This is a genomic window from Microcystis sp. M113S1, from assembly GCF_020246945.1.
Lineage (GTDB): Bacteria > Cyanobacteriota > Cyanobacteriia > Cyanobacteriales > Microcystaceae > Microcystis.
Genome location: NZ_JADBSA010000078.1, coordinates 16,146 through 35,403, shown reverse-complemented (window position 1 = coordinate 35,403; position 19,258 = coordinate 16,146). Strand labels below are relative to the sequence as shown.

Sequence of the window (19,258 nt, the reverse complement as noted above, 5' to 3'; positions counted from 1 at the left end):
ATGCACTGCCCAACAATTAACTTAAAACTCTTATCCAGAAGCGGATAACAATTAAAACTATCACCCTAATTGATGAACCAAACAACCGCCAATTATGATGAACCCTGGAAAGAAGCATTAACCGAATATTTTGAAGCGTTTTTAGGCTTCTTTTTTTCAGAAGTTCACCAATTAATTGATTGGACAAAACTTCCTGAATCCCTAGAAAAAGAACTAAAAAGGATTACCGCTTCAGCAAAGACAAAAAAACGTTTCGCTGACAAACTCTATTCAGTTATCAGTTACCAGTTATCAGTTATCAGTGACTAATTGGAAGCAAGTAGCAATCCATTTGCTATAATAGTGATGGCACACCTGAAAACGAAAGCGACTACTGGGAAGCTGCCACAACGGGAACAGTGGAAGTGGAAGTTAATCAGGGGATTATATGAAAAGGAGTTTGAGAGGGAACAGATAATTAAACTGTTTGAAATCATCGACAATATGATGACTTTATCTACTGAATTACAGTCAAGCTTAGAGAGTAAAATCAAACAATTTGAGGAGGAAAGAACCATGCCTTTAATAAGTAATATGGAGTTACGAGGAATAGAACGAGGTAAGGAAATTGGGAAGGAAATTGGGAAGGAAATTGGAGCGTTAGAAAATGCTCGTGATTATATTAAAATGGTTTTAAAAACGCGATTGGGTGACATTCCAATAGAAATTGAGCAAGCTGTTGATAAAATTTCCGTATTATCGATTTTAGACGAGTTACTGAAATCGGCACTAACCGTTAATTCTTTTGACGAGTTGCGGCAATTTTTTGAACAATGGTCTCAATAATTTTCTCGATTAAATGAACTAAACAGAGGAAAGATGGTCAGAACTAGAAGCAAGTAGCAATCCCTTTTGCTATAATCGTGATGGCACAGATGAAAACGAGGACAAGTAATTATTGCTGACACCTGACAAAGCGCAATTAATCGAACCTTACCCAATAATGTCGAAAACCTCAAACTAATTGGGACTAATAATATTAATGGTACATTGGCGATTCAGGCGATGATTTACTCACTGGTGGTAATGGTAGCGATAATTTTATCTTCAACAGTAGCAATTTGGGAATCGAGGCGATCAGCGATTTCATTCCGGGCAGTGATAAAATAGTATTAAGTAAAGCCATCTTTACCGCCTGACAAAAAGATGAAGTATGCTTGGATTTGACATCATCTCTGGAAGACTAGCTACCGTTCGCTGTTCCCTGTTCTCCAAAACCAGAGACTTCGTACCTCACCATTAGGATAACTGCTGTAACTGAAATAACCGACTAATGAAAAAGATGATATTGACTTTACTATTAGCTTGGCTTTTAGTTGCTAACATGAATAGCCAAGGGGTTTTAGCAGTGACGATCGATTTTCAATGGTTCGGAAATCAAGGCTATACAGCTAAAGGTTCTTTTAGTTATGATGCAAAAACGGCCCCGACTATCTTTTCGGAAAAAGGTTCGGGAAAAATGCGAGTTTTAGAAAATTTTCAAGTATCTTTTTATGATAACAGTGGTCAAGAGATCGCTAAATACGATAATGTGAGCGAGGGAATCTCCTCGGCTAATTATTTTCAGTTTAATTTTAATACCAAAACCGGTCAAGTTTTCGGCTCGATCGATCTGGGGGGTGAAGGGATGGGGGAAATCTATCTTCAAGGGGTGGTTAACGATAATTTGGCACTCTTGCGGGTGGAGTCGGTAGATCTGGTCATGGATGAGGATGATTCACCAGAAATTATCACTCAGTTTTGACTAAATTGATCGGGAAAATAGGGATTATCCTAGCCTAATTTTTCCGCTAATTCTAACCAGCGATCGGTTAAATTATCAATTTTTTGACTCAATTGAGCTAATTCTTCGGTAAGGTCGGTTATTTTGCTAAAATCTTCTAGGGGTTCTCCATAAAGTACCTGTTCAATTTCAGTTTTTTTTGCTTCTAAAATTGGTATTTGTTTTTCGATATCTTCGTATTCTTTTTTCTCTTTAAAAGAGATTTTTTTATTGACAGGTGACGAAGAAGCTTTAACAGTTTTTGGGGTGACTTTTTTTTCTTTTGGTTCCTCCTCCTCTTTTTTCTGATCGAGATAAAGGGAATAATTACCGGGATATTGACGGATATTACCCCCCGTTTCAAAGGAAAAAATAGTATCAACTACTCGATCGAGAAAATAGCGATCATGGGAAACAACAATCACACAACCGTTAAAGTCCTCTAAATATTCTTCTAAAATTGCTAAAGTCTGCACATCGAGATCATTGGTGGGTTCATCTAAGATTAAAACATTAGGCGCACTCATCAAAACTCGTAGTAAAAATAACCGTCGTCTTTCTCCTCCAGAAAGTTTATAAATTGGTGCATACTGTTGATCGGGAGGAAAGAGAAATTTTTCTAACATCTGGGAAGCGGTAATCACGCTGCCGTCTAGGGTTTTGACTAATTCGGCCACACTTTTCAGATATTCGATCACTCTTTGATTTTCATTGATATTGAGATCATCGGATTGTTGATCAAAGTAACCAATATGAATAGTGGAACCGATGTCAACTGTGCCTGAATCGGGGAGAATTTTCCCGGTAATAATATCCATGAGAGTAGATTTTCCTACCCCATTACTGCCAATAATACCGATGCGATCTTCGGGAGTAAAAATATAGGTAAAATCTTTAATTAAAGTGCGATCTCCGTAAGCTTTCGAGATATTTTCTAGTTCAATAACTTTTTTGCCGATGCGTCTTCCTGCGGTGGCAATATCGACTTTTCCCTCCACCTGTTTAAATTCCTTAGTCCCCATTGCCTGAATGCGATCGATGCGCGCTTTTTGTTTGGTACTGCGCGCTTTTGGTCCCCGGGATAACCATTCTAATTCCCGTCGTAAAACTCCCGCGTGTTTGCGTTGACTACTGGCGATCGATTCTTCCGCTAAAGCTTTTTTTTCTAGATAATAGGCATAATTACCGGCATAAGTAGATAAGTCTCCCCGATCGATTTCAATGATGCGATTAGTCACTCGATCGAGAAAATAGCGATCATGAGTAATTAATAATAATCCTCCCCGAAAACGGGACAAATAACTCTGTAACCACTCCACGGAAAGCGCGTCTAAATGGTTTGTGGGTTCATCCATCAATAAACAGTCAGGATCGGCTAAAAGTGCGGTAGCGATGGCGATTCTTTTGCGATATCCCCCCGATAAATCCCCCACGCGAGCATTAAAATTATCGATACCCAGTTTACTTAAAATAACTTTAGCATTGGTTTCTAAATCCCAGGCCGCAAGTTTATCAATTTGTTGCGAAACCCTTGACAAACGTTCCATAATAGTATCCAGATTTTCTGGCTCATGGACAAGGCGATCAGACAATTCCTCGTATTCCTTGATTAAAGTCATACTTTCGCCACTATCGGCGAAAACCTGCTCTAAAACCGTTTTATCGTCGTCTAGCTCCGGTTGCTGGGGTAAATAGACGATTTTCATCCCCGAATTGATTTGAATTTCGCCACCATCGATCGATTCTAAACCGGCGATCATTTTCAATAGGGTCGATTTTCCCGATCCATTCGTACCGATCAGGCCGACTTTATCGCGATCATCGAGACTAAAACTCGCATCTTTGAGAATTTCCTTGATACCGAAGTCTTTTTTGAGCGATCGAACCGTCAGCAGTGTCATGATTTGTGGGAATAATCCTTCTTTTCTAGTGTAATGTCTGGACTAATGCAAAGGATAGATTAAGCAGGTTCTGCTGAAAAAGTTTTTCCCGGGAGAAAAAAACCTGTCCCTAATGCCGATGTTAACCAGAAAAGGGACAGATTGGCTCAATTGCATGAGATTATTTTCAAGGGCCAGAGGGCATCAGGAATTACATCATACCCATGCCGCCCATGCCACCCATGCCACCCATGCCGCCCATGCCGCCCATGCCGCCCATATCGGGGGCTGCGGCTTCTTTAACGGGTTTTTCGACCACGAGGGCTTCCGTAGTTAAGACCATACCGGCGATGGAAGCGGCGTTTTGAACGGCTGACCGCACCACTTTAGCTGGATCGATAATTCCGGCGGCGATTAAATCTTCGTACTTGCCGGTGAGGACATTGTAACCGATGCTAAAAGCGGTATCGCGCACACCTTCCACGATCACATCGCCTTCCACACCGGCGTTGTTGGCTAACTGACGCAGGGGGGCTTCTAGGGCTTTGGCGACGATATCGGCGGCGACTTTTTCCTCATCGTTAGTCAAAGAAGCTTTGAAAGCCTTCACCTTAGAAGCCAGATGAATCAAGGTTGTGCCACCGCCCGGGACGATACCTTCTGCCACGGCGGCTTTGGTGGCATTGAGGGCATCTTCGATGCGGAGTTTGCGATCCTTGAGTTCGGTTTCTGTGGCTGCCCCGACTTTAATGACGGCCACACCGCCGGCTAATTTAGCGATGCGTTCCTGTAATTTTTCCTTATCGAATTCAGAATCGGTTTCTTCTAGCTGTTTTTTCAGTTGGGCGAGACGTTTCTGCACATCGGCTTTATTGCGGCTGTCCCCGGAGGCGACAATAATTGTATTGTCTTTTTCTAGGGTGATTTTTGCCGCTTGCCCTAGCAGATCGAGGCTAACCGTGTCAAGACTTAAGCCCACTTCTTCGGAAATCAGACGACCGCCGGTGAGAATGGCGATATCTTGTAAAACCGCCTTGCGACGTTCCCCGAAACTGGGGGCTTTGATAGCGACGACATTTAAGACACCCCGGGCCTTGTTGACCACGAGAGTGGCTAAGGCTTCGCCGTCCACATCTTCGGCGATAATTAATAGGGGACGACCTTGACGAGCAACGGCTTCGAGGACGGGGACTAATTCAGCGATCGCACTGATTTTTTTATCGGTAATCAGGATCAGGGGGTTGTCGTACTCGACGATCTGTCTTTCTTGATCGGTGATGAAATAGGGAGAGATATAACCGCGATCGATCTGCATCCCTTCCACCACTTCTAATTCCGTGGTTAGGGATTTCGATTCTTCCACGGTGATTACGCCATCGGTGGTGACTTTTTCCATGGCGGCGGCGATCATTTTTCCCACTTCTTCGTCGTTGCCGGAAGAAACGGTGGCCACTTGAGCGATCGCATCTCCAGCGATCGGTTTAGCGACGGCGGCGATTTCCTCGACCAGATAGGCGATAGTTTTGTCTAGTCCGCGTCTTAAGGCGACGGGATTGGCCCCGGCGGTAACGTTTTTGAGACCTTCTTTAATTAAAGCTTGGGCGATGATGGTGGCGGTAGTGGTGCCATCTCCCGCTAAATCTTTGGTTTTTGAGGCTACTTCTTGAATTAATCTCGCCCCGGTGTTTTCGAGGGGATCGGACAATTCGATTTCTTTGGCGACGGTGATGCCGTCATTAACGATCTGGGGGGCGCCGTATTTCTTTTCTAACAAGACATTGCGTCCTTTCGGACCGAGGGTGATTTTTACTGCGTCGGCCAAGGCGTTGACACCTTTTTCTAGGGCGCGACGGGATTCATCTTTGAAGGCAATGATTTTGGACATAGTATCGCTGTTGTGATAGGACTCCTTTAGTTAATTTAGCACTCTTAGGGCTTGAGTGCTAATCTAGGCGATCGACTCCCCTCTAATCCCTGAACCGACAAGCGCGATCGTTTTGGTTGCCCTAGCTGGAGAGATGAGTTAGTCCCGATCTATTTTTGGCCTTAAAAATGCGATCTGGGAAAGTGAGCGATGTTAACTTGCATAATTTAAGATGAAGATTCCGACAGCCTAATCAGATCGATGATAACCAAGCTAACCCTGAGAAATTTCAAGAGTATCAAGGAACAAACCTACGAGTTTGCTCTCTTCGATCTCTTGGTTGGACGGAATAACAGTGGTAAAAGCACCATCTTACAGGCTTTAGCGATCTGGCAGTTCTGTATTGAGGAGTTCCGGCGGGCAAAACGGGGGGGAAAGACCGGCAAACAAGTTGTCCTTCCCAACTTTACAGCCCTTCCCGTTCCAGAATTTAATCTTTTGTGGCGAGAGAAGACCGAGCGCCACTATCCAACAAAAGCAGATGGTTCCAAAAAGCAAGAGTTTATTCTCATTGAAATTGATGTTACTTGGATAGCGGAATCTTCCGGGCCAAAACCACGCTCTTTGGGGGTTAAACTACGATATAGTTCTCCTCAAACTATCTACGCAATTCCTTCGGAAGGATGAGAACATTTCCGTGAATTAGAAGGAGAGTCAAATCACTCCCCTTCTCTGTTACCTATTATTGCTTACGTTCCGCCTTTTTCGGGATTAGAACCCAATGAAGAATGGCGTGATGACGGACCGCTGCGAAAACAAGTGGGAAAAGCGCAGCCCGGAAGTATATTAAGAAATTTACTGCTGCGAGTTTGGCAAGAAAATCGAGAGGATTGGAGTGAAATTCAAAAGGTTGTCAAAAACTGGTTTACCGTTGATTTAAAAGACCCTCAATACGAACGAGGAGTGGACACCCAAATAATCTGCGAATATAAACAGGGGGGCAAATCCTATGACATTATATCTGCTGGCAGCGGTTTCCATCAAACTTTAACCTTGTTGGCATTTTTTTATGGTTATAAACCTACTACTATCTTACTGGATGAACCCGATGCTCATCTTCATGTTAACTTGCAAAGAGAGATTCTAGATTATTTTAAAAATCAAAAAGCGATCGAGAGAAATACTCAATTTCTTATTGCCACCCACGCAGAAGAGTTTATTAGAGGGGTTGACGTTCGGCAAATTATCTCATTACTTGATAGCATTCCTAAAAGAGTGGAAGCTACACCAGCGATTTTAACAGCGATGGCCGATGTTTCTAACTTAGAGATAACACAGCTTTCGCTTTCGGAATCTAATTATCCCGTTATTTTGTATGTTGAAGGAGAAACAGATGAGCGTCTTTTACGAGGTTTTGCCACTTCTTTAGGAAAGCAGGATAACTTAAATAAAGTTTGTTTTCGGGTTATGGGAGGCGGCAATAAGAAGAAAATGAAAGAAGATTCTGATCGTCATTTTGCTGGGATTAAACAAATAATTCCATCAGCGAAAAGGTTGGTATTGTTTGATTATGATGATGACGATCAGGCCTTCCACCCAGAAGCAAATGATCCGAAGCAATCATTATATGAATGGCGACGAAAAAATATTGAGAATTATTTATTAGTTCCCGATGCTTGGATGAGAGCAGCCCTACAAACCGGCGGTTTTAACGACCAAGATATTTTTTTTCCTCCAGTTCAAGAATTAATTAGGAATTTTTTTGATAACGAAAATCTTACCCTGCCTCGAAATCAATCTTGGAGAGATGTCAAAGCAAATATTTTTCAAGTTGTGGATGGGAAAAAGCTATTGTTTGAAAATAAGGACTCTCTTTTTCAAAGGCTTAAATCTCATCAACTTTCTTTAGCATCTGTTCCATCTTTAGAATTGACCCGCGAAATCGTCGCCACTAACATGAAATTTGATGAAATTCATGAAGATGTTCATCAATTTTTCGCTAAGTTGGATCAACTTCTGAGTTAAGCAAAATTGTTATTTTTGGCTTGTAATCGGAATGGCCAATGCTTGAACTTGAATTTTTTTCAACTCGGAAACTAATCGAATTGCCTGGTGTTCGTAGAGGGGGGCGCCCAGAGTCGCTGGCAAATTTTCCATGAGATCGCTGGCGGTTTTCAGGGGACAATTAGAAAAACGACTGATTACGGTGGGTGCTTCTGCGGCAATATTGCGATTAAAGGCTTTTTCCACCCGCACGCGCCAAGTTTTGGGAGTTCGACGACCCTGTTCCACCCGTCGCAGTCCGTTGATGGTGGCCAGCACCACAATGCGATCGCCGATGCGTAAGTTGAGATAATCTTCGGGCATTAATTTCGGGGTTTCCCGTTCTCGTTGGTGTAGGATCGGCACGACTCGATAACCGTAGGCAATATCGCCGATCGAGCTACCATTGAGAGTATCCCCAGCTTCGATCTCGTATTCCGTCACCAGAATCGTTTTTTGCGCCCAACGGAACAGATAGATGATATTTTCTCCGAAAGCGGCCCCCGTAAAGGCTTCTGCCGCCACGGTGTTGGTTCCTAAAATGTGAGATTGGGGCAGAATTTGACTTAATTGTTGACTAAGGGTATCGTCGGTGGTGCGGATGACTAAGTAGCTTTGGGGGTTGAGTTTGCGGGTGGTTAGGGCCACTTCTAAATTGAGGATTTCGTCATCGGTAACAATTGCTATACTTTTGGCCCTGTCTAAATTGACATTTTTTAAAGATTCTTCGATATTTCCCGTCATCAAGGGCATTTTTGGCAGCATAGTCACATCAAAATCCCTATTTAAGCTGACCCCGACAATCGCCTGTTTCATTTCTAGTAATAAATTAGCCACTTCTGTGCCGACTCGACCTAAGCCCACAATAACGATATGATTCTGTTGGGGAACTGGGGGACGGTTAGGGATAAATTGAAATCTTGATGATAATAAAGTTTCTGTCAAAATGGCGTAGAGAACCCCGATAAAAGCGGTTCCAGCTAAGGTTAAAAAGAGACTAAATAGCTGCATCCACCAGGGGACTGCATTTAAATCTTCGGGGTTAGAGGCACCGAAAACATCACCGTAACCACCTAATAAAAGAATCGCTGTTCCTGAAAGAGAGGAAATAAAGTAAGCTCTCGGGGCGTAGAGATGGAAAAGAAAAGTCCCGATCATTACCAGCAGGATAATGATAAATACTGACAGGAAAGCCACCCGGTGAATTTGCTGCTGAAAACTCAATTGCCAGAATTGTTGGATTTCTTTGAGCAATTTTTGCCAAAAATGCCGCAACTTCTGGCGAGAATTTGACGGTTTCTGGCGGGTAGCATCGATATTTTGATAGGTAGTTTCGATGGTGGTAATGGTATCACCGGCTCTGATAGTGGTGGTGGGGGACCATTGATAAAATCCGGCCGTTAAAGGTTCATCGGGGGCTGTGTGTGCTAACAGACGACGGGTGGGGGTATTTAAATCACCTAAAAAGCGATCAATCAAACCATCTTCGGGGCTAATTTGTCTCTGGATAATCCGCAATTTCTGACCGTCAAGATGCAAAAAACCGAGGGTTTCCGTGCCTAATGTGGCTAAAGCAAAGGCATTGGCGGGTAGTTGGGTGGGTTCATAGGCGATAAAATTGCCTAAACGTTCCTTGAGTAGCTCATTGAGATTATCTTTAGAAGAACGCACCACTAAGCGGGTAAGGGGATTTAATTGCCGAATAATTAGGGCAGTAGTGGCATTAATTCGCTCATCACTGGTGACAATTAAAGCAGCCCGACAGCGCTCGATTCCCGCTCTTGCTAAAATGTTTTTTTGACGACAATCACCGATAATTATTTCCTCTAATAAATCGGGAAAATCATTAATTTCCCAACTGGGAGGCTGTATTAGTTCGATACCGACAACGCTAACCCCAAACTCTTTTAAAGACTTGACGCAGTGTTGTCCAAGACTACCCAATCCACAAACTAAAAAGCGATCGGCTAACTTGACATTCCCATGGACAAAGCTGAGAGATTCTTGGTTCATAGATTCTGCTTGTCTTAAAAAATAGAATGCTTTTTCAGACTTTTAATCCCCCCTTAATCTACCCTTAATTTCCTTTTAACCAAGAGGGGTGTCTGACAATTTTTAACACCTAACTAATTATAACATACCAGCGTTTTTATTGCGTACCCGTTGATACATTTCTTCCATTACCTCGATAAAGGAAGTATCCTTATCCCAAAATGCAGGATAATCACCAGCTTTTTTAATGACAATTGCGGGAATAGTTGCCGCTTTAACTAACTGAGTATTTTCGGGTAAACGGTGATGAGAGTGCCAAAATTCTTTGAGATCAATTGTTTCTACTGCTGGTATAGTTTCGGGTTTAGTGTGATAGGAATTAACCGGGTTAAGAGGAATTTGTTCCTCTTGGATGGAGGAGGAAAGCAGCTTACCGAGGGGAGTTTTTGCTAACTCTTGCAGTAATTTTTGACGAGAGATACCTCGTAATTCAAATAAGAGGAAAGGATCCTGATCTAATTGGGAAGCAACGAGGTAATAAACTCCAGCAATATGTTTACAGGGATTTTCCCAATCGGGACAGGAACAATTAGTGATAAAATCCTTTTGACTGTGGGGTAATAAGTGTAGATTCAGATCGCTAAATGCTTCATCAATATTATCGGGAACTTCTTTGAGCAGCAGTTTAGAGATCATACTCGCTCTTGAACCAAGATTATATAAAGCTTGTGACCACTCTGCTTTAGTAATTGGTTTAATCTCGATACTCACCCTATACAAAGGTTCTTTGTAAACTCCAAAGTAGGGATTAATGGAACCTCGCACCTGAGCAGTAATTAAATTACCATCAATTTTATAATTCTTGACTTTATCATTTTTTGCGTAGGAACGTCCTCGACTCAAGCGCGCTGAGTCAGTAAATTCCTCTAATGCTTCTATAAAGCGTTGTCCCCACCAAGTTTTACTAAATTTATTCATGGGTTTACCTCGATTAAATAATTGTCTGTTTATTCAATGCGATTAACTGACGAAAACTTTCGTTATCTAATTCCGTTAACCAGGATTCATCATTACTAACAATAGCATTAGCTACCTTTTTCTTTTCCTCGATCATTTCATCAATTCTTTCCTCTAAGGTTCCCAAAGTGACAAATTTATGCACGAAAACATTTTTTTGTTGACCAATTCTAAAAGCGCGATCGGTTGCTTGATTTTCTACCGCAGGATTCCACCAACGATCAAAATGAAAAACATGATTTGCTTTGGTTAAAGTAATCCCCACCCCCCCAGCTTTTAAGGATAAAATAAATACGGAAGGTTCTGTTTCGGGATGTTGAAATTCTTCGATCATTTGTTCTCGTTTTGGTTGAGAAGTCCCCCCGTGAAGATAATAAGTATTATAGCGAAAAGTTTGTTTCAGGTACTTTTGTAAGGAGTCCCCGATTTCAGTAAATTGAGTGAAAATTAGCAAACTATCTCCCTCTAAAATTACTTCTTCTAGCATTTCTCCCAAACGCTCTAACTTATGCGATCGCTCAGGAGTAAAAGCGCTGTTATCCTGTAAAAATTGACGCGGGTGATTACAAATTTGTTTCAAGCGCATCAGGGTAGATAAAATTAATCCTTTGCGTTTTATTCCCTCCGCTTCTTCTAATTGTTTTTCCACTTCTTTGATGACAACTTCATAGAGAGAAGCTTGTTCTTTAGTTAAATTACAATACTGTTTGTTTTCCACTTTGTCAGGCAAATCTTTAATTATCTGCTTATCGGTTTTTACCCGACGCAGAATAAAAGGTTCCACTAATTTTTTGAGAACCGTGGACTGGAGACGATCATTTTGTTTTTGGATTGGCACTTCAAACGCTTTACGAAATTGAGTTTCTTTACCTAAATAACCGGGATTAAGGAAGTTAAAAATTGACCATAAATCAAGCAGTCTATTTTCCACAGGAGTTCCCGTTAATGCGAGACGATGTTGTGCAGATAAACTCAAGATTGCTTTAGTTTGTGCTGCTTTAGGATTTTTGATATTTTGTGCTTCATCAATTACCAAACGTTGCCAAGATTGCGAGTTAAATAATTTCAAATCCTTGCGAACTAGGGTAAAAGAAGTAATGACGATATCCTTTTGACTAGCTACTGTCTGAAATTCGCTCTCATCTTGATAGCGCTTACTACCATGATGAATTAAAACCTGAAGATGGGGGGCAAATTTTTCAATTTCTTTTGCCCAATTTCCCACCACAGAAGTGGGTGCGACTAGCAGAGTTGGTAAAACATTATTATCTCCCTCTCTTTCCCCAATCAATCTAGCAATTACCTGTAGAGTTTTTCCTAATCCCATATCGTCAGCAAGACAACCATTTAAACCCAATTGTTCCAGGTATTGAATCCAGGCAACTCCACGCTTTTGGTACTCCCGCAGCGTTCCTTGTAATTGGGGAGGATTTTCGATCGGTTCTAGTTGACTAGGATTTTGTAATTTCTCTAGCATAGAACCCAAAAAATCATCGGTTTCAACAATAATCTCCTCTGGGGATTCGGCCGCTTTTTTCATTAATTCAATCAGATTCATATCAGGATTTTCCTGCTGATATTTCTGCCAAAAATCCAGCATTTGCTGCATTTTATTTTGTTCTAATTCTACCCATTGACCTCGAAATTTAACTAGGGGTGTTTTGGTGTTAATTAATTGTTGCCATTCCTCTTGACTAATAGTTTCTTCACCGATGGCTAGTTCATATTGATATTCAATGATGTTTTCAAGGCTAAAAATCCCTTTACTAACGGGGGTAGATTTGCCCGATTTAGAAGTAGTTTTTAGCCGAACTTTGGCGCGCTGACGACCTTGGGGAGTCCACCAAGCGGGAATAATCACTTTATATCCCGCATCTTCTAAAATCCAAGCAGTTTCTTTCAAGAAAGTAAAAGCTTCTGTAAGGTTGAGAGAAAATCCCGTCGGTTTATCCGTTTCTAATCCTTGCCAAATAGGGGGATAAATACGGGCAGCATAACCCAAACTTAGTAAAATATTTTTGTCTAAATCTTGACCAAAATGCGCTCGTATGCTTGTTCTAGTTTCGGGGACTGCATACCAATATTCGTCTAATTCTAATCGCAGGGAGGGGTCTTGTTTAGAGATGAGGATAAAGGTAATTTGCCACTGTTCAATATTATCTTCTGGTGCTTCCGTTAGTTTAAAACCAAGGCTAAAACTAGATATATTTTGGTCTCCTAGTAATTGCTGTCTCCAAGTTTGCCACTGTTGATATTTTTCTAAAGCGGCAGCGGTTTGCAGAAATCCAGCAGCTTTAGTCACAGAGAGGCAGTCACCTATAATTGTCTCGCTAATTTTTTTATCAAAACTGGCAGGAATTGCTGTATTAGTGACAATTTCATTGAGGAGACATTCGGAGAAGTGCCGGAGTAGGGTTTTGGGATCGTATAATTGTGGCGAAGCATGGGGATTTTCAGCGCCAGCAAGACAAATCCGGGGAAGATATTCGAGATAGCGATCGAGATTGGTTTCGTAGGTTGCTGATATAATTTCCCAAAGAGGGTAGATGGCAAAGTTAGCGGTTTTCTTGTTATTTGTGGCTAATTCTCGATATTTAAAAGCAGGAATATAGTTATCTTTGAGAATTATTTCTTTAAAAGCTTGACTGTAGTGATACCAAAAAAGTAGATCTGCACCTAACTGAATCTCTGAGGAGTTGTAAAGACAGATAAAGTGCAGATCATTGAGCAGTTTAAGTACAGGACTAAGGGGATAACAATCAATTTGCCAAGATTGCCATTGGCTATTTTCTGGGGGTTCTTTTTCTAGATAACGCAGTAATTCTAAGGAGGGTAAAGGTTGATTGTCGTGGCTAGGTAAAAGAAAGTAGCGGGGGACAAATTGCCGACTAAGAGGATTATAATTCGATTGAACTATTCCTAACTCTCCGGTGAGAAAGCTAGTTAATTCTTCTTTGCTTAACTGAAAAGGATGATAATTATCAGCAGTGGTGCGACTCTTTTTCGGGGTGCTAGTTTCTCCCCAAAGATAAAAGCTACCCTTCTGAATAAATTCGTCCGTTGATTGGGGAATCCAAGTACCGTGAAGAATTTTCATGGTTTTCAATGAGTACAAAAGAACTTAAATGAGGGCAATACTTAGCCTCTAGAAAAATTGTAGCGATTATGGGAGGATTCTCCACACTTTTTTGTCCCTTTGCGAACCCAGAAGTCCTCTGGATAAGAGAAAAAGGTTAATATAGCTTCTAGGACAAAAAACCATTGAGAAGACGTGAGCAACGGTTTTTTGAGCTTAAAGCTTATCCCTACATGGGTTTAAAGCTATTTTTGTTCTAGGTTTTGTTGAGGTTCCACTAAGAGGGATGTCTAATTATATCAATTCTCCGAAATCCGGCTACAAGAGTTCGATCCCCCTGCCTTCGTCTCCCTTAAAATGGGAAAAAGGGGAAAGGGGAACTTAAATTCGATAATTCGATCTGTAGTTTTTATGGGTGAGAATTAGTATTAATTCACTTTTACCCAAATACTGCGGAAATATTTTTCGGGATTATTTTTATCGATAATATCTTTACAGGGAGTATTACCAACTCGCTCGATTGTACCATCATCGCTTAAAATCTGAAAGCGATCTTTGAGATGCGGATAAAACAACAAAGCTTCTGGACGAAAACCGTCAGGGAATTGCAGTGATTCTATCTTTTCTGGTGCATCTTCTTTTTTTCCTGACCAAGTATAGAAAACAAATTGATCGCCTCCATGAAATTCTCCAGCAATAATTAAATATACTTCTAAAGCTGGCCAAAATTCAATGCTACGAATTCCTAATCCTCCCAAATCTAACAAGATAGGATCACCAAATTCAGCCCGAGCATTGCTGGAATTAATAACTAAACTTTGAGGATTTTTTAGAGTCAATAAAAGAGCTTTATCGTTTGGTATAGGATTACGAAAACCGATTAAGATATTTCCGTCTGGAGTTGCCGTTAAACCTTCAATATTTAATCCTCCTTCAGCTTTGGGAGCTTTGGTTTCTGCTGTTTTGAAATCAAATATTTTAGCCAATTGAGAGTCTTCGATAATATCGCGCAAGACTAACTGAGTATAAGACTCACCCTCTTGAACTATACTAGAGCCGTCATCGGTAATTTTACTAGCAAAAAATTGATGACGAGGGAGTTTTCGTTCAGCATTTTTATTGCGACCATGGGAAGTAATCCAATAGATTATGTCATTTAGTACAGCTGCCCCCTCCAAGTCGATTTCTTTATTGTTAGGATTTTTTTTCAGCCAACTATTAATGTCAATGGTTTCCAGTGCTTTTCCCGACTCTTGAGAGGAATAAATCCAGAGAATATTACCTAATTTTGGATCCGCCTCATCATTACCAACAACAAATTTATTTTCTCCTAAAGCAGTGGCGGCAGAAGCATCACAAATTCCCTGATGTTTGATTTCTTGAATAATAGAAAATTTGAGAGATTGCATGATTGTATTCTCCTTGTTAACTGAAAAAGTGAGGATTGGGAAAATTGTCGGCAGTAAAAGAGAAAAAGGCAGAAAATGACTGGGAGAAAACCGGGAAAGAATTTGTTTGAGCATTGGTTTAAACAGGGCAATTAAGTCCCCACTCAAAAATAAAGTTAACTAGATCGACGAAAGAACAGGGAGCATATTAGCTACATCAAAGAGATTCTCGCAAATAAAGTACAAGGCAATTCCTCCTGCTTGACACTGAGACTTTTCAAGGGTTATATGCGATATTTTACATGAACAACAATCTGTTTTTTTTTACTATTTTCAGGAAGAGATACATAGTGTGGTGTGGTGATTTAGGATCATCTTTCTCCCTTTTAGGTTGTCCTCTATTTTTTCTCCTGAAATAAAGTAAATTATTTAAACAATTACCATCGCCTTAGCCATTACTAATAGCGGCGGGATAGATTGTTGCTAATAAGTCCACAGATTTACTGATCAAAATGCCTGCAACAGTTGTAGTAATCTGCCAAGTATGACTAAAATCAAAAACCTGAGAATGAATACTATTCCAAGTAAAATATTCCGCAGGTATATTATTAATTTCTTGCCAAGTCTGCCCCCCATCATTGGTTTTAAGAAATAATTGAATATTTTCTCCTTCAACATTAAAAGTTTTGCCAATAACAATACCTTCTTGTTCCGATTTAAAGCGTAATCCTTGGGCTTCGGTAAAAGAAGCAACTCCACCTTTAGCCGTAATCGAATCATGAATTGTTGAAAATTCTTGCCATGTTTCTCCAAAATCATTGGTCTGATACAAAGTTGGGAATGTTCCCGCAACTTGCCATTGTGTTATAAACCAACCCTGAGTTTCATTGAGGAAAAATATTTCTTCTTTCACTAATGATCCTTGTGTTGCATCTAGAGTTAAACGCCAATTATTCCCACCGTCAGACGTTTTAAGCACAACCGTATGAGTTCGCATTAAACTAGAAGAAAGGGGAGCTTTTTCAGCAAAAACAACAAATAGTAAAGCTGAATCTGGACTAAAACCAATCAATTCTAAGCTGTCGATAATTGCTATAGCAGAGTCTGGATTATCTGTGGGAAAATCAGGGTTAATCGCAGCTTGAGAGAGAACTTCACTAAGATTTGACATGGGTATTCTCCAAAGTTTTAGAAATCTTTGGGGCGCAAGGCTTGCGCCCCTACAACAAAACTGAATTATTTGCTAAATCGAACATGAAGATGATCGTCGTGACCAGGCCAAGGCTGAACTCCCTGTAACTTATTATCATTACAAAGGATCAACTTGACCTTGAGAATCGGATTGCTTTTTATTGTATTGACTAATGCTTGGGTTCGAGTACGAGAATAGTTAGGATGGTGAAAAGTGATACCAATTCTTGCACCATCTGTTCTTAATAAACGAAAATCAACATCTAATCCCGTTTGATGACTGCTATGGGGCGGTACGGGACCACCTCCTTTCTTGCTGATGTTTCCTATGCCAATGACAGGACCAGTGCGATGACTTGCAAACCATAATTCACCAATTTTTTTGATTGCTTCGATGGTTTCAGTTAAGCCAAATTGCTTCTCACGGAATTGGGAATAGCTGTAGTAACCCGTTCCCTCGATAGGGAGTTGAGTATCGACTGCGGGAAAAGGAACAGCTTCTAAGATTAAATCCTCAAGACTTTCCTCACCTAGGGGAGAAAAACAGGGAGTATCTTCCAACTCAATAGGGGTTTCGTTATCAACAGTTTCCACGTCAGCAGGATTTGGGAAAATGATGACGGGAGATTCTGCACTATCAAGTAGATTGGATGCTCCACGAATTGCGCCGATGGAGACACCAACATTAGCCCCAGAAAATCCTGAACATCCTCCATTCGTATGTACGCCAACTACATTACCGTTTTTTTCTGCCAGAATTGGAGAACCTGATGAACCCCCTTGTGTGTCAATGTCATCATAGAAAAGTTGACCTTTTTTATGATCGATTAAAGGACCAGCTTCAATTTTCTTAGGGTTGCCATTGGGATGTTGAATGACGCATAGCATTGAACCTATATGAGTCAAGTCTTGTGGAGACAAATTTAATGTTCCATACTTCCCTGATGGCGATTCTCCTGCTTCGTTTCGACCTAATTGAATAATTGCGTAATCTAACCCCTTTTCTCGGTATTCTAGAAGATTAATGATCGGAAAGCGATCATCAGGACGGGGTCTGTCAGTGGTGGGATCGATCTGAAAGTTAAAATTTACGTGCATTAGTGTCGCAATTTCTTCTGGAGAAATCACTTTATTACCACGAGATGGCCTTTGCCATCCACCGCCAGTTTGATCAAAACAATGACCTGCTGTTAAAAATTTATCCCCTTCAATTAAACATCCAGTACACCAGCGTTTTCCTTCAACATTTCCGGGAGATTCTCCTTCTTTACTAAAAAGATCGGCCAAATTCTCTTGCCATTGTAATTGACCTACTGGAGGAGAAAATTGATTGACAAAATCCTTTGTAACACCTAGAGTGCCATCATATTTTTCCACATCTTGACTATCATCCGTGTGACCACATAGTGTCTCATTACTACTCACTCGTGTAATCAAGTTATCTAGTTCTTCAACTTGAGCCATTAATGCTTCTCTTTGTTGAACTAAGTTATCACGAGTTTCTACGCTAGGCTCTAATTCAGGACTCTGTCCTTGAGGAGGAAAAGGAAGGCTATTGCGTTTTTCAAACATAGTTGGTCTCCATTTTTTGGTAATAAGGACAAAATCAAACTTGACTACGGACAACCCAAAGATTCTTCTTCAAAGATTTGGGCATCATCTAGGACTTTAACCATAACTGTAGCGGTTGCATTGGGTGTTCCTGCGGTTGCGACTAATAGGGTTTGTCCTTCTTCTTCAGCTAAGGATACGATACAACTTTGCCAGTTTCCTTCTTCATTTTTAGTTGCTTGAGGGATCAGAGAAATAACTCGCTCCCAAGCAATATCAAGGGGAATGGTTGCTTGTCCTTTTTCATCCAAAGAGAAGGAAATGCTGTAAGTTATCAAGTTGAGATGGGGTGTAATCTCCATTTCTACTTGTGAGATAGAAGAATTTAAAGTAACCTCCGCTTCTCCGCTTCCTAATGCTTCTGGTGAACCGACAAATTCTAAACTTCCTCCCATGATAATTTCTACTTCAGCCCGGGTATAACCTGGGTCCCAGTGGTCGTTTTCAGGAACATGGGAATGTCCATAATGTCCCCCTTTAGTATTCCAATTTGTTGCATTACGATTATGTCCACCTGGATCTCTTGTCCCAGTTCGGGGAAGTCCATTCGGCCAAACTTTAGGGACTCCATGAGTGGTTTCAATCCATCGGCATAACTTGGCAACATTTTTAAGCGTTGCTTGATTCTTGGGTTTACCCGCAAAACCAACGACTTCAATTTGAATTGCTGAATCTCTGTTAGTTTGTACACCTCCGGGTAGATTTTTCAGAGATCGTGCTGTACTAGCTGTGTCGATATGTTGGTAAATGGTGGTGGAATCAACGGTGAAATGAGGATCGGATTTATTGGCTTTATACGCTGCCATCGCACCAGCTGCGGTTGAGCCTTCAGTTGTGTGATGAACAATCTTAAAACGAGATCCTGGTGAATAATTGCCAAGTCCCCCTGTAATTGGTTTCTGTGTAGCAAAAGGACAACGTGCCATAATAACCTCCCAAAATTAATTATTGTTGAATTTGAACACAAGGAAGGGATTGAGTTAATTCTTGTAATCGACCCCAAAAGTATTGAGTGGGTTTACTTTCTACCCCATAGCGATCAACTAAATTGTGTGCTTCTTGAGCGGCTTGCTTTCCCGCTAGGGCGTGTTGTTTATCACAATCACAGGTCGCCAAGTCCGCCGCTTTCTGATAATAGGCGATCGCTGTTTCAAAATTGCCTTCAGCTTCCTCCTTATAAGCTAGGCGAAAATAACGGTCTAAGTCTGTTTCTTGAGGTTTTTGGGCTTCATCGGGATTAAGAAATCTAGGAGAATCATCACAAGTCTTAGGAGTAAGAGTGGGTATAGGTTGGGAATAAGTAGCGGTTGGTAATTGTCCCTTATCTGGTAATCCACAACCCACCAAGAAGCAAAACCCTAAGACGGCGATTAACCCACGATGAGTTAATGACAT

At 41.0% G+C, this 19,258-nt stretch carries 15 protein-coding genes and 1 pseudogene; 6 read left to right on the top strand and 10 right to left on the bottom strand.

The window, feature by feature from the left end; translation table 11 throughout:
- The first annotated feature begins 72 nt into the window (after positions 1 to 72).
- The 4 genes and pseudogenes from IM319_RS22385 to IM319_RS04555 all read left to right on the top strand — a co-directional run bounded on the left by IM319_RS22385 (position 73) and on the right by IM319_RS04555 (position 1,783).
- A complete protein-coding gene (locus tag IM319_RS22385) occupies positions 73 to 309 on the top strand; it encodes a hypothetical protein (protein ID WP_353857178.1) in 237 nt (78 codons plus the stop codon).
- The gene (locus IM319_RS04565; RefSeq protein ID WP_353857177.1) at positions 310 to 825 is read left to right on the top strand and encodes a hypothetical protein; all 516 of its coding nucleotides are present in this window, start codon (positions 310 to 312) and stop codon (positions 823 to 825) included.
- A gap of 99 nt (positions 826 to 924) precedes the next feature.
- Positions 925 to 1,154 (top strand): annotated as a pseudogene (locus IM319_RS04560) (hypothetical protein); the annotation flags it as partial.
- A gap of 158 nt (positions 1,155 to 1,312) precedes the next feature.
- Entirely contained in the window at positions 1,313 to 1,783 is a 471-nt protein-coding gene (locus IM319_RS04555) for a hypothetical protein (RefSeq protein ID WP_287734796.1), read from the top strand.
- A gap of 29 nt (positions 1,784 to 1,812) precedes the next feature.
- Here the strand turns inward: IM319_RS04555 and IM319_RS04550 are convergent, their stop codons facing one another.
- Complete coding sequence (locus tag IM319_RS04550; RefSeq protein WP_287734795.1) at positions 1,813 to 3,702, bottom strand: ABC-F family ATP-binding cassette domain-containing protein; 1,890 nt, start codon at positions 3,700 to 3,702, stop codon at positions 1,813 to 1,815.
- A gap of 190 nt (positions 3,703 to 3,892) precedes the next feature.
- The gene (gene groL, locus IM319_RS04545; protein ID WP_286824929.1) at positions 3,893 to 5,566 is read right to left on the bottom strand and encodes a chaperonin GroEL; all 1,674 of its coding nucleotides are present in this window, start codon (positions 5,564 to 5,566) and stop codon (positions 3,893 to 3,895) included.
- A gap of 240 nt (positions 5,567 to 5,806) precedes the next feature.
- Here groL and IM319_RS04540 point away from each other — a divergent pair, with 240 nt between their 5' ends.
- Complete coding sequence (locus IM319_RS04540) at positions 5,807 to 6,232, top strand: AAA family ATPase (RefSeq protein ID WP_287734794.1); 426 nt, start codon at positions 5,807 to 5,809, stop codon at positions 6,230 to 6,232.
- A gap of 132 nt (positions 6,233 to 6,364) precedes the next feature.
- On the top strand, positions 6,365 to 7,570 hold the full coding sequence (locus IM319_RS04535) for an ATP-dependent nuclease (RefSeq protein ID WP_287734793.1): 1,206 nt from the start codon (positions 6,365 to 6,367) through the stop codon (positions 7,568 to 7,570).
- Between the two features lie 9 nt (positions 7,571 to 7,579).
- Here IM319_RS04535 and IM319_RS04530 read toward each other — a convergent pair whose 3' ends face one another.
- The 8 genes from IM319_RS04530 to IM319_RS04495 all read right to left on the bottom strand — a co-directional run bounded on the left by IM319_RS04530 (position 7,580) and on the right by IM319_RS04495 (position 19,258).
- Positions 7,580 to 9,601, bottom strand: coding sequence for a potassium channel family protein (locus IM319_RS04530; RefSeq protein WP_287734792.1), 2,022 nt, complete (start codon positions 9,599 to 9,601; stop codon positions 7,580 to 7,582).
- A gap of 117 nt (positions 9,602 to 9,718) precedes the next feature.
- The gene (locus tag IM319_RS04525) at positions 9,719 to 10,558 is read right to left on the bottom strand and encodes an SWIM zinc finger family protein (protein ID WP_287685186.1); all 840 of its coding nucleotides are present in this window, start codon (positions 10,556 to 10,558) and stop codon (positions 9,719 to 9,721) included.
- A 13-nt stretch (positions 10,559 to 10,571) separates the two neighbouring features.
- Positions 10,572 to 13,694, bottom strand: coding sequence for a DEAD/DEAH box helicase (locus tag IM319_RS04520; protein ID WP_287734791.1), 3,123 nt, complete (start codon positions 13,692 to 13,694; stop codon positions 10,572 to 10,574).
- 407 nt (positions 13,695 to 14,101) lie between these two features.
- A complete protein-coding gene (locus IM319_RS04515) occupies positions 14,102 to 15,082 on the bottom strand; it encodes a DUF3616 domain-containing protein (protein ID WP_287734789.1) in 981 nt (326 codons plus the stop codon).
- 427 nt (positions 15,083 to 15,509) lie between these two features.
- On the bottom strand, positions 15,510 to 16,232 hold the full coding sequence (locus IM319_RS04510; RefSeq protein WP_287734788.1) for a WD40/YVTN/BNR-like repeat-containing protein: 723 nt from the start codon (positions 16,230 to 16,232) through the stop codon (positions 15,510 to 15,512).
- 65 nt (positions 16,233 to 16,297) lie between these two features.
- The gene (locus tag IM319_RS04505) at positions 16,298 to 17,824 is read right to left on the bottom strand and encodes a penicillin-insensitive murein endopeptidase (protein ID WP_287734786.1); all 1,527 of its coding nucleotides are present in this window, start codon (positions 17,822 to 17,824) and stop codon (positions 16,298 to 16,300) included.
- Between the two features lie 44 nt (positions 17,825 to 17,868).
- Positions 17,869 to 18,789, bottom strand: a complete 921-nt coding sequence (locus tag IM319_RS04500) for a peptidoglycan recognition protein family protein (protein WP_287734784.1) — start codon at positions 18,787 to 18,789, stop codon at positions 17,869 to 17,871.
- Between the two features lie 19 nt (positions 18,790 to 18,808).
- Positions 18,809 to 19,258: a hypothetical protein gene (locus tag IM319_RS04495; RefSeq protein ID WP_287734783.1), complete on the bottom strand. Its 450-nt coding sequence runs from the start codon at positions 19,256 to 19,258 to the stop codon at positions 18,809 to 18,811.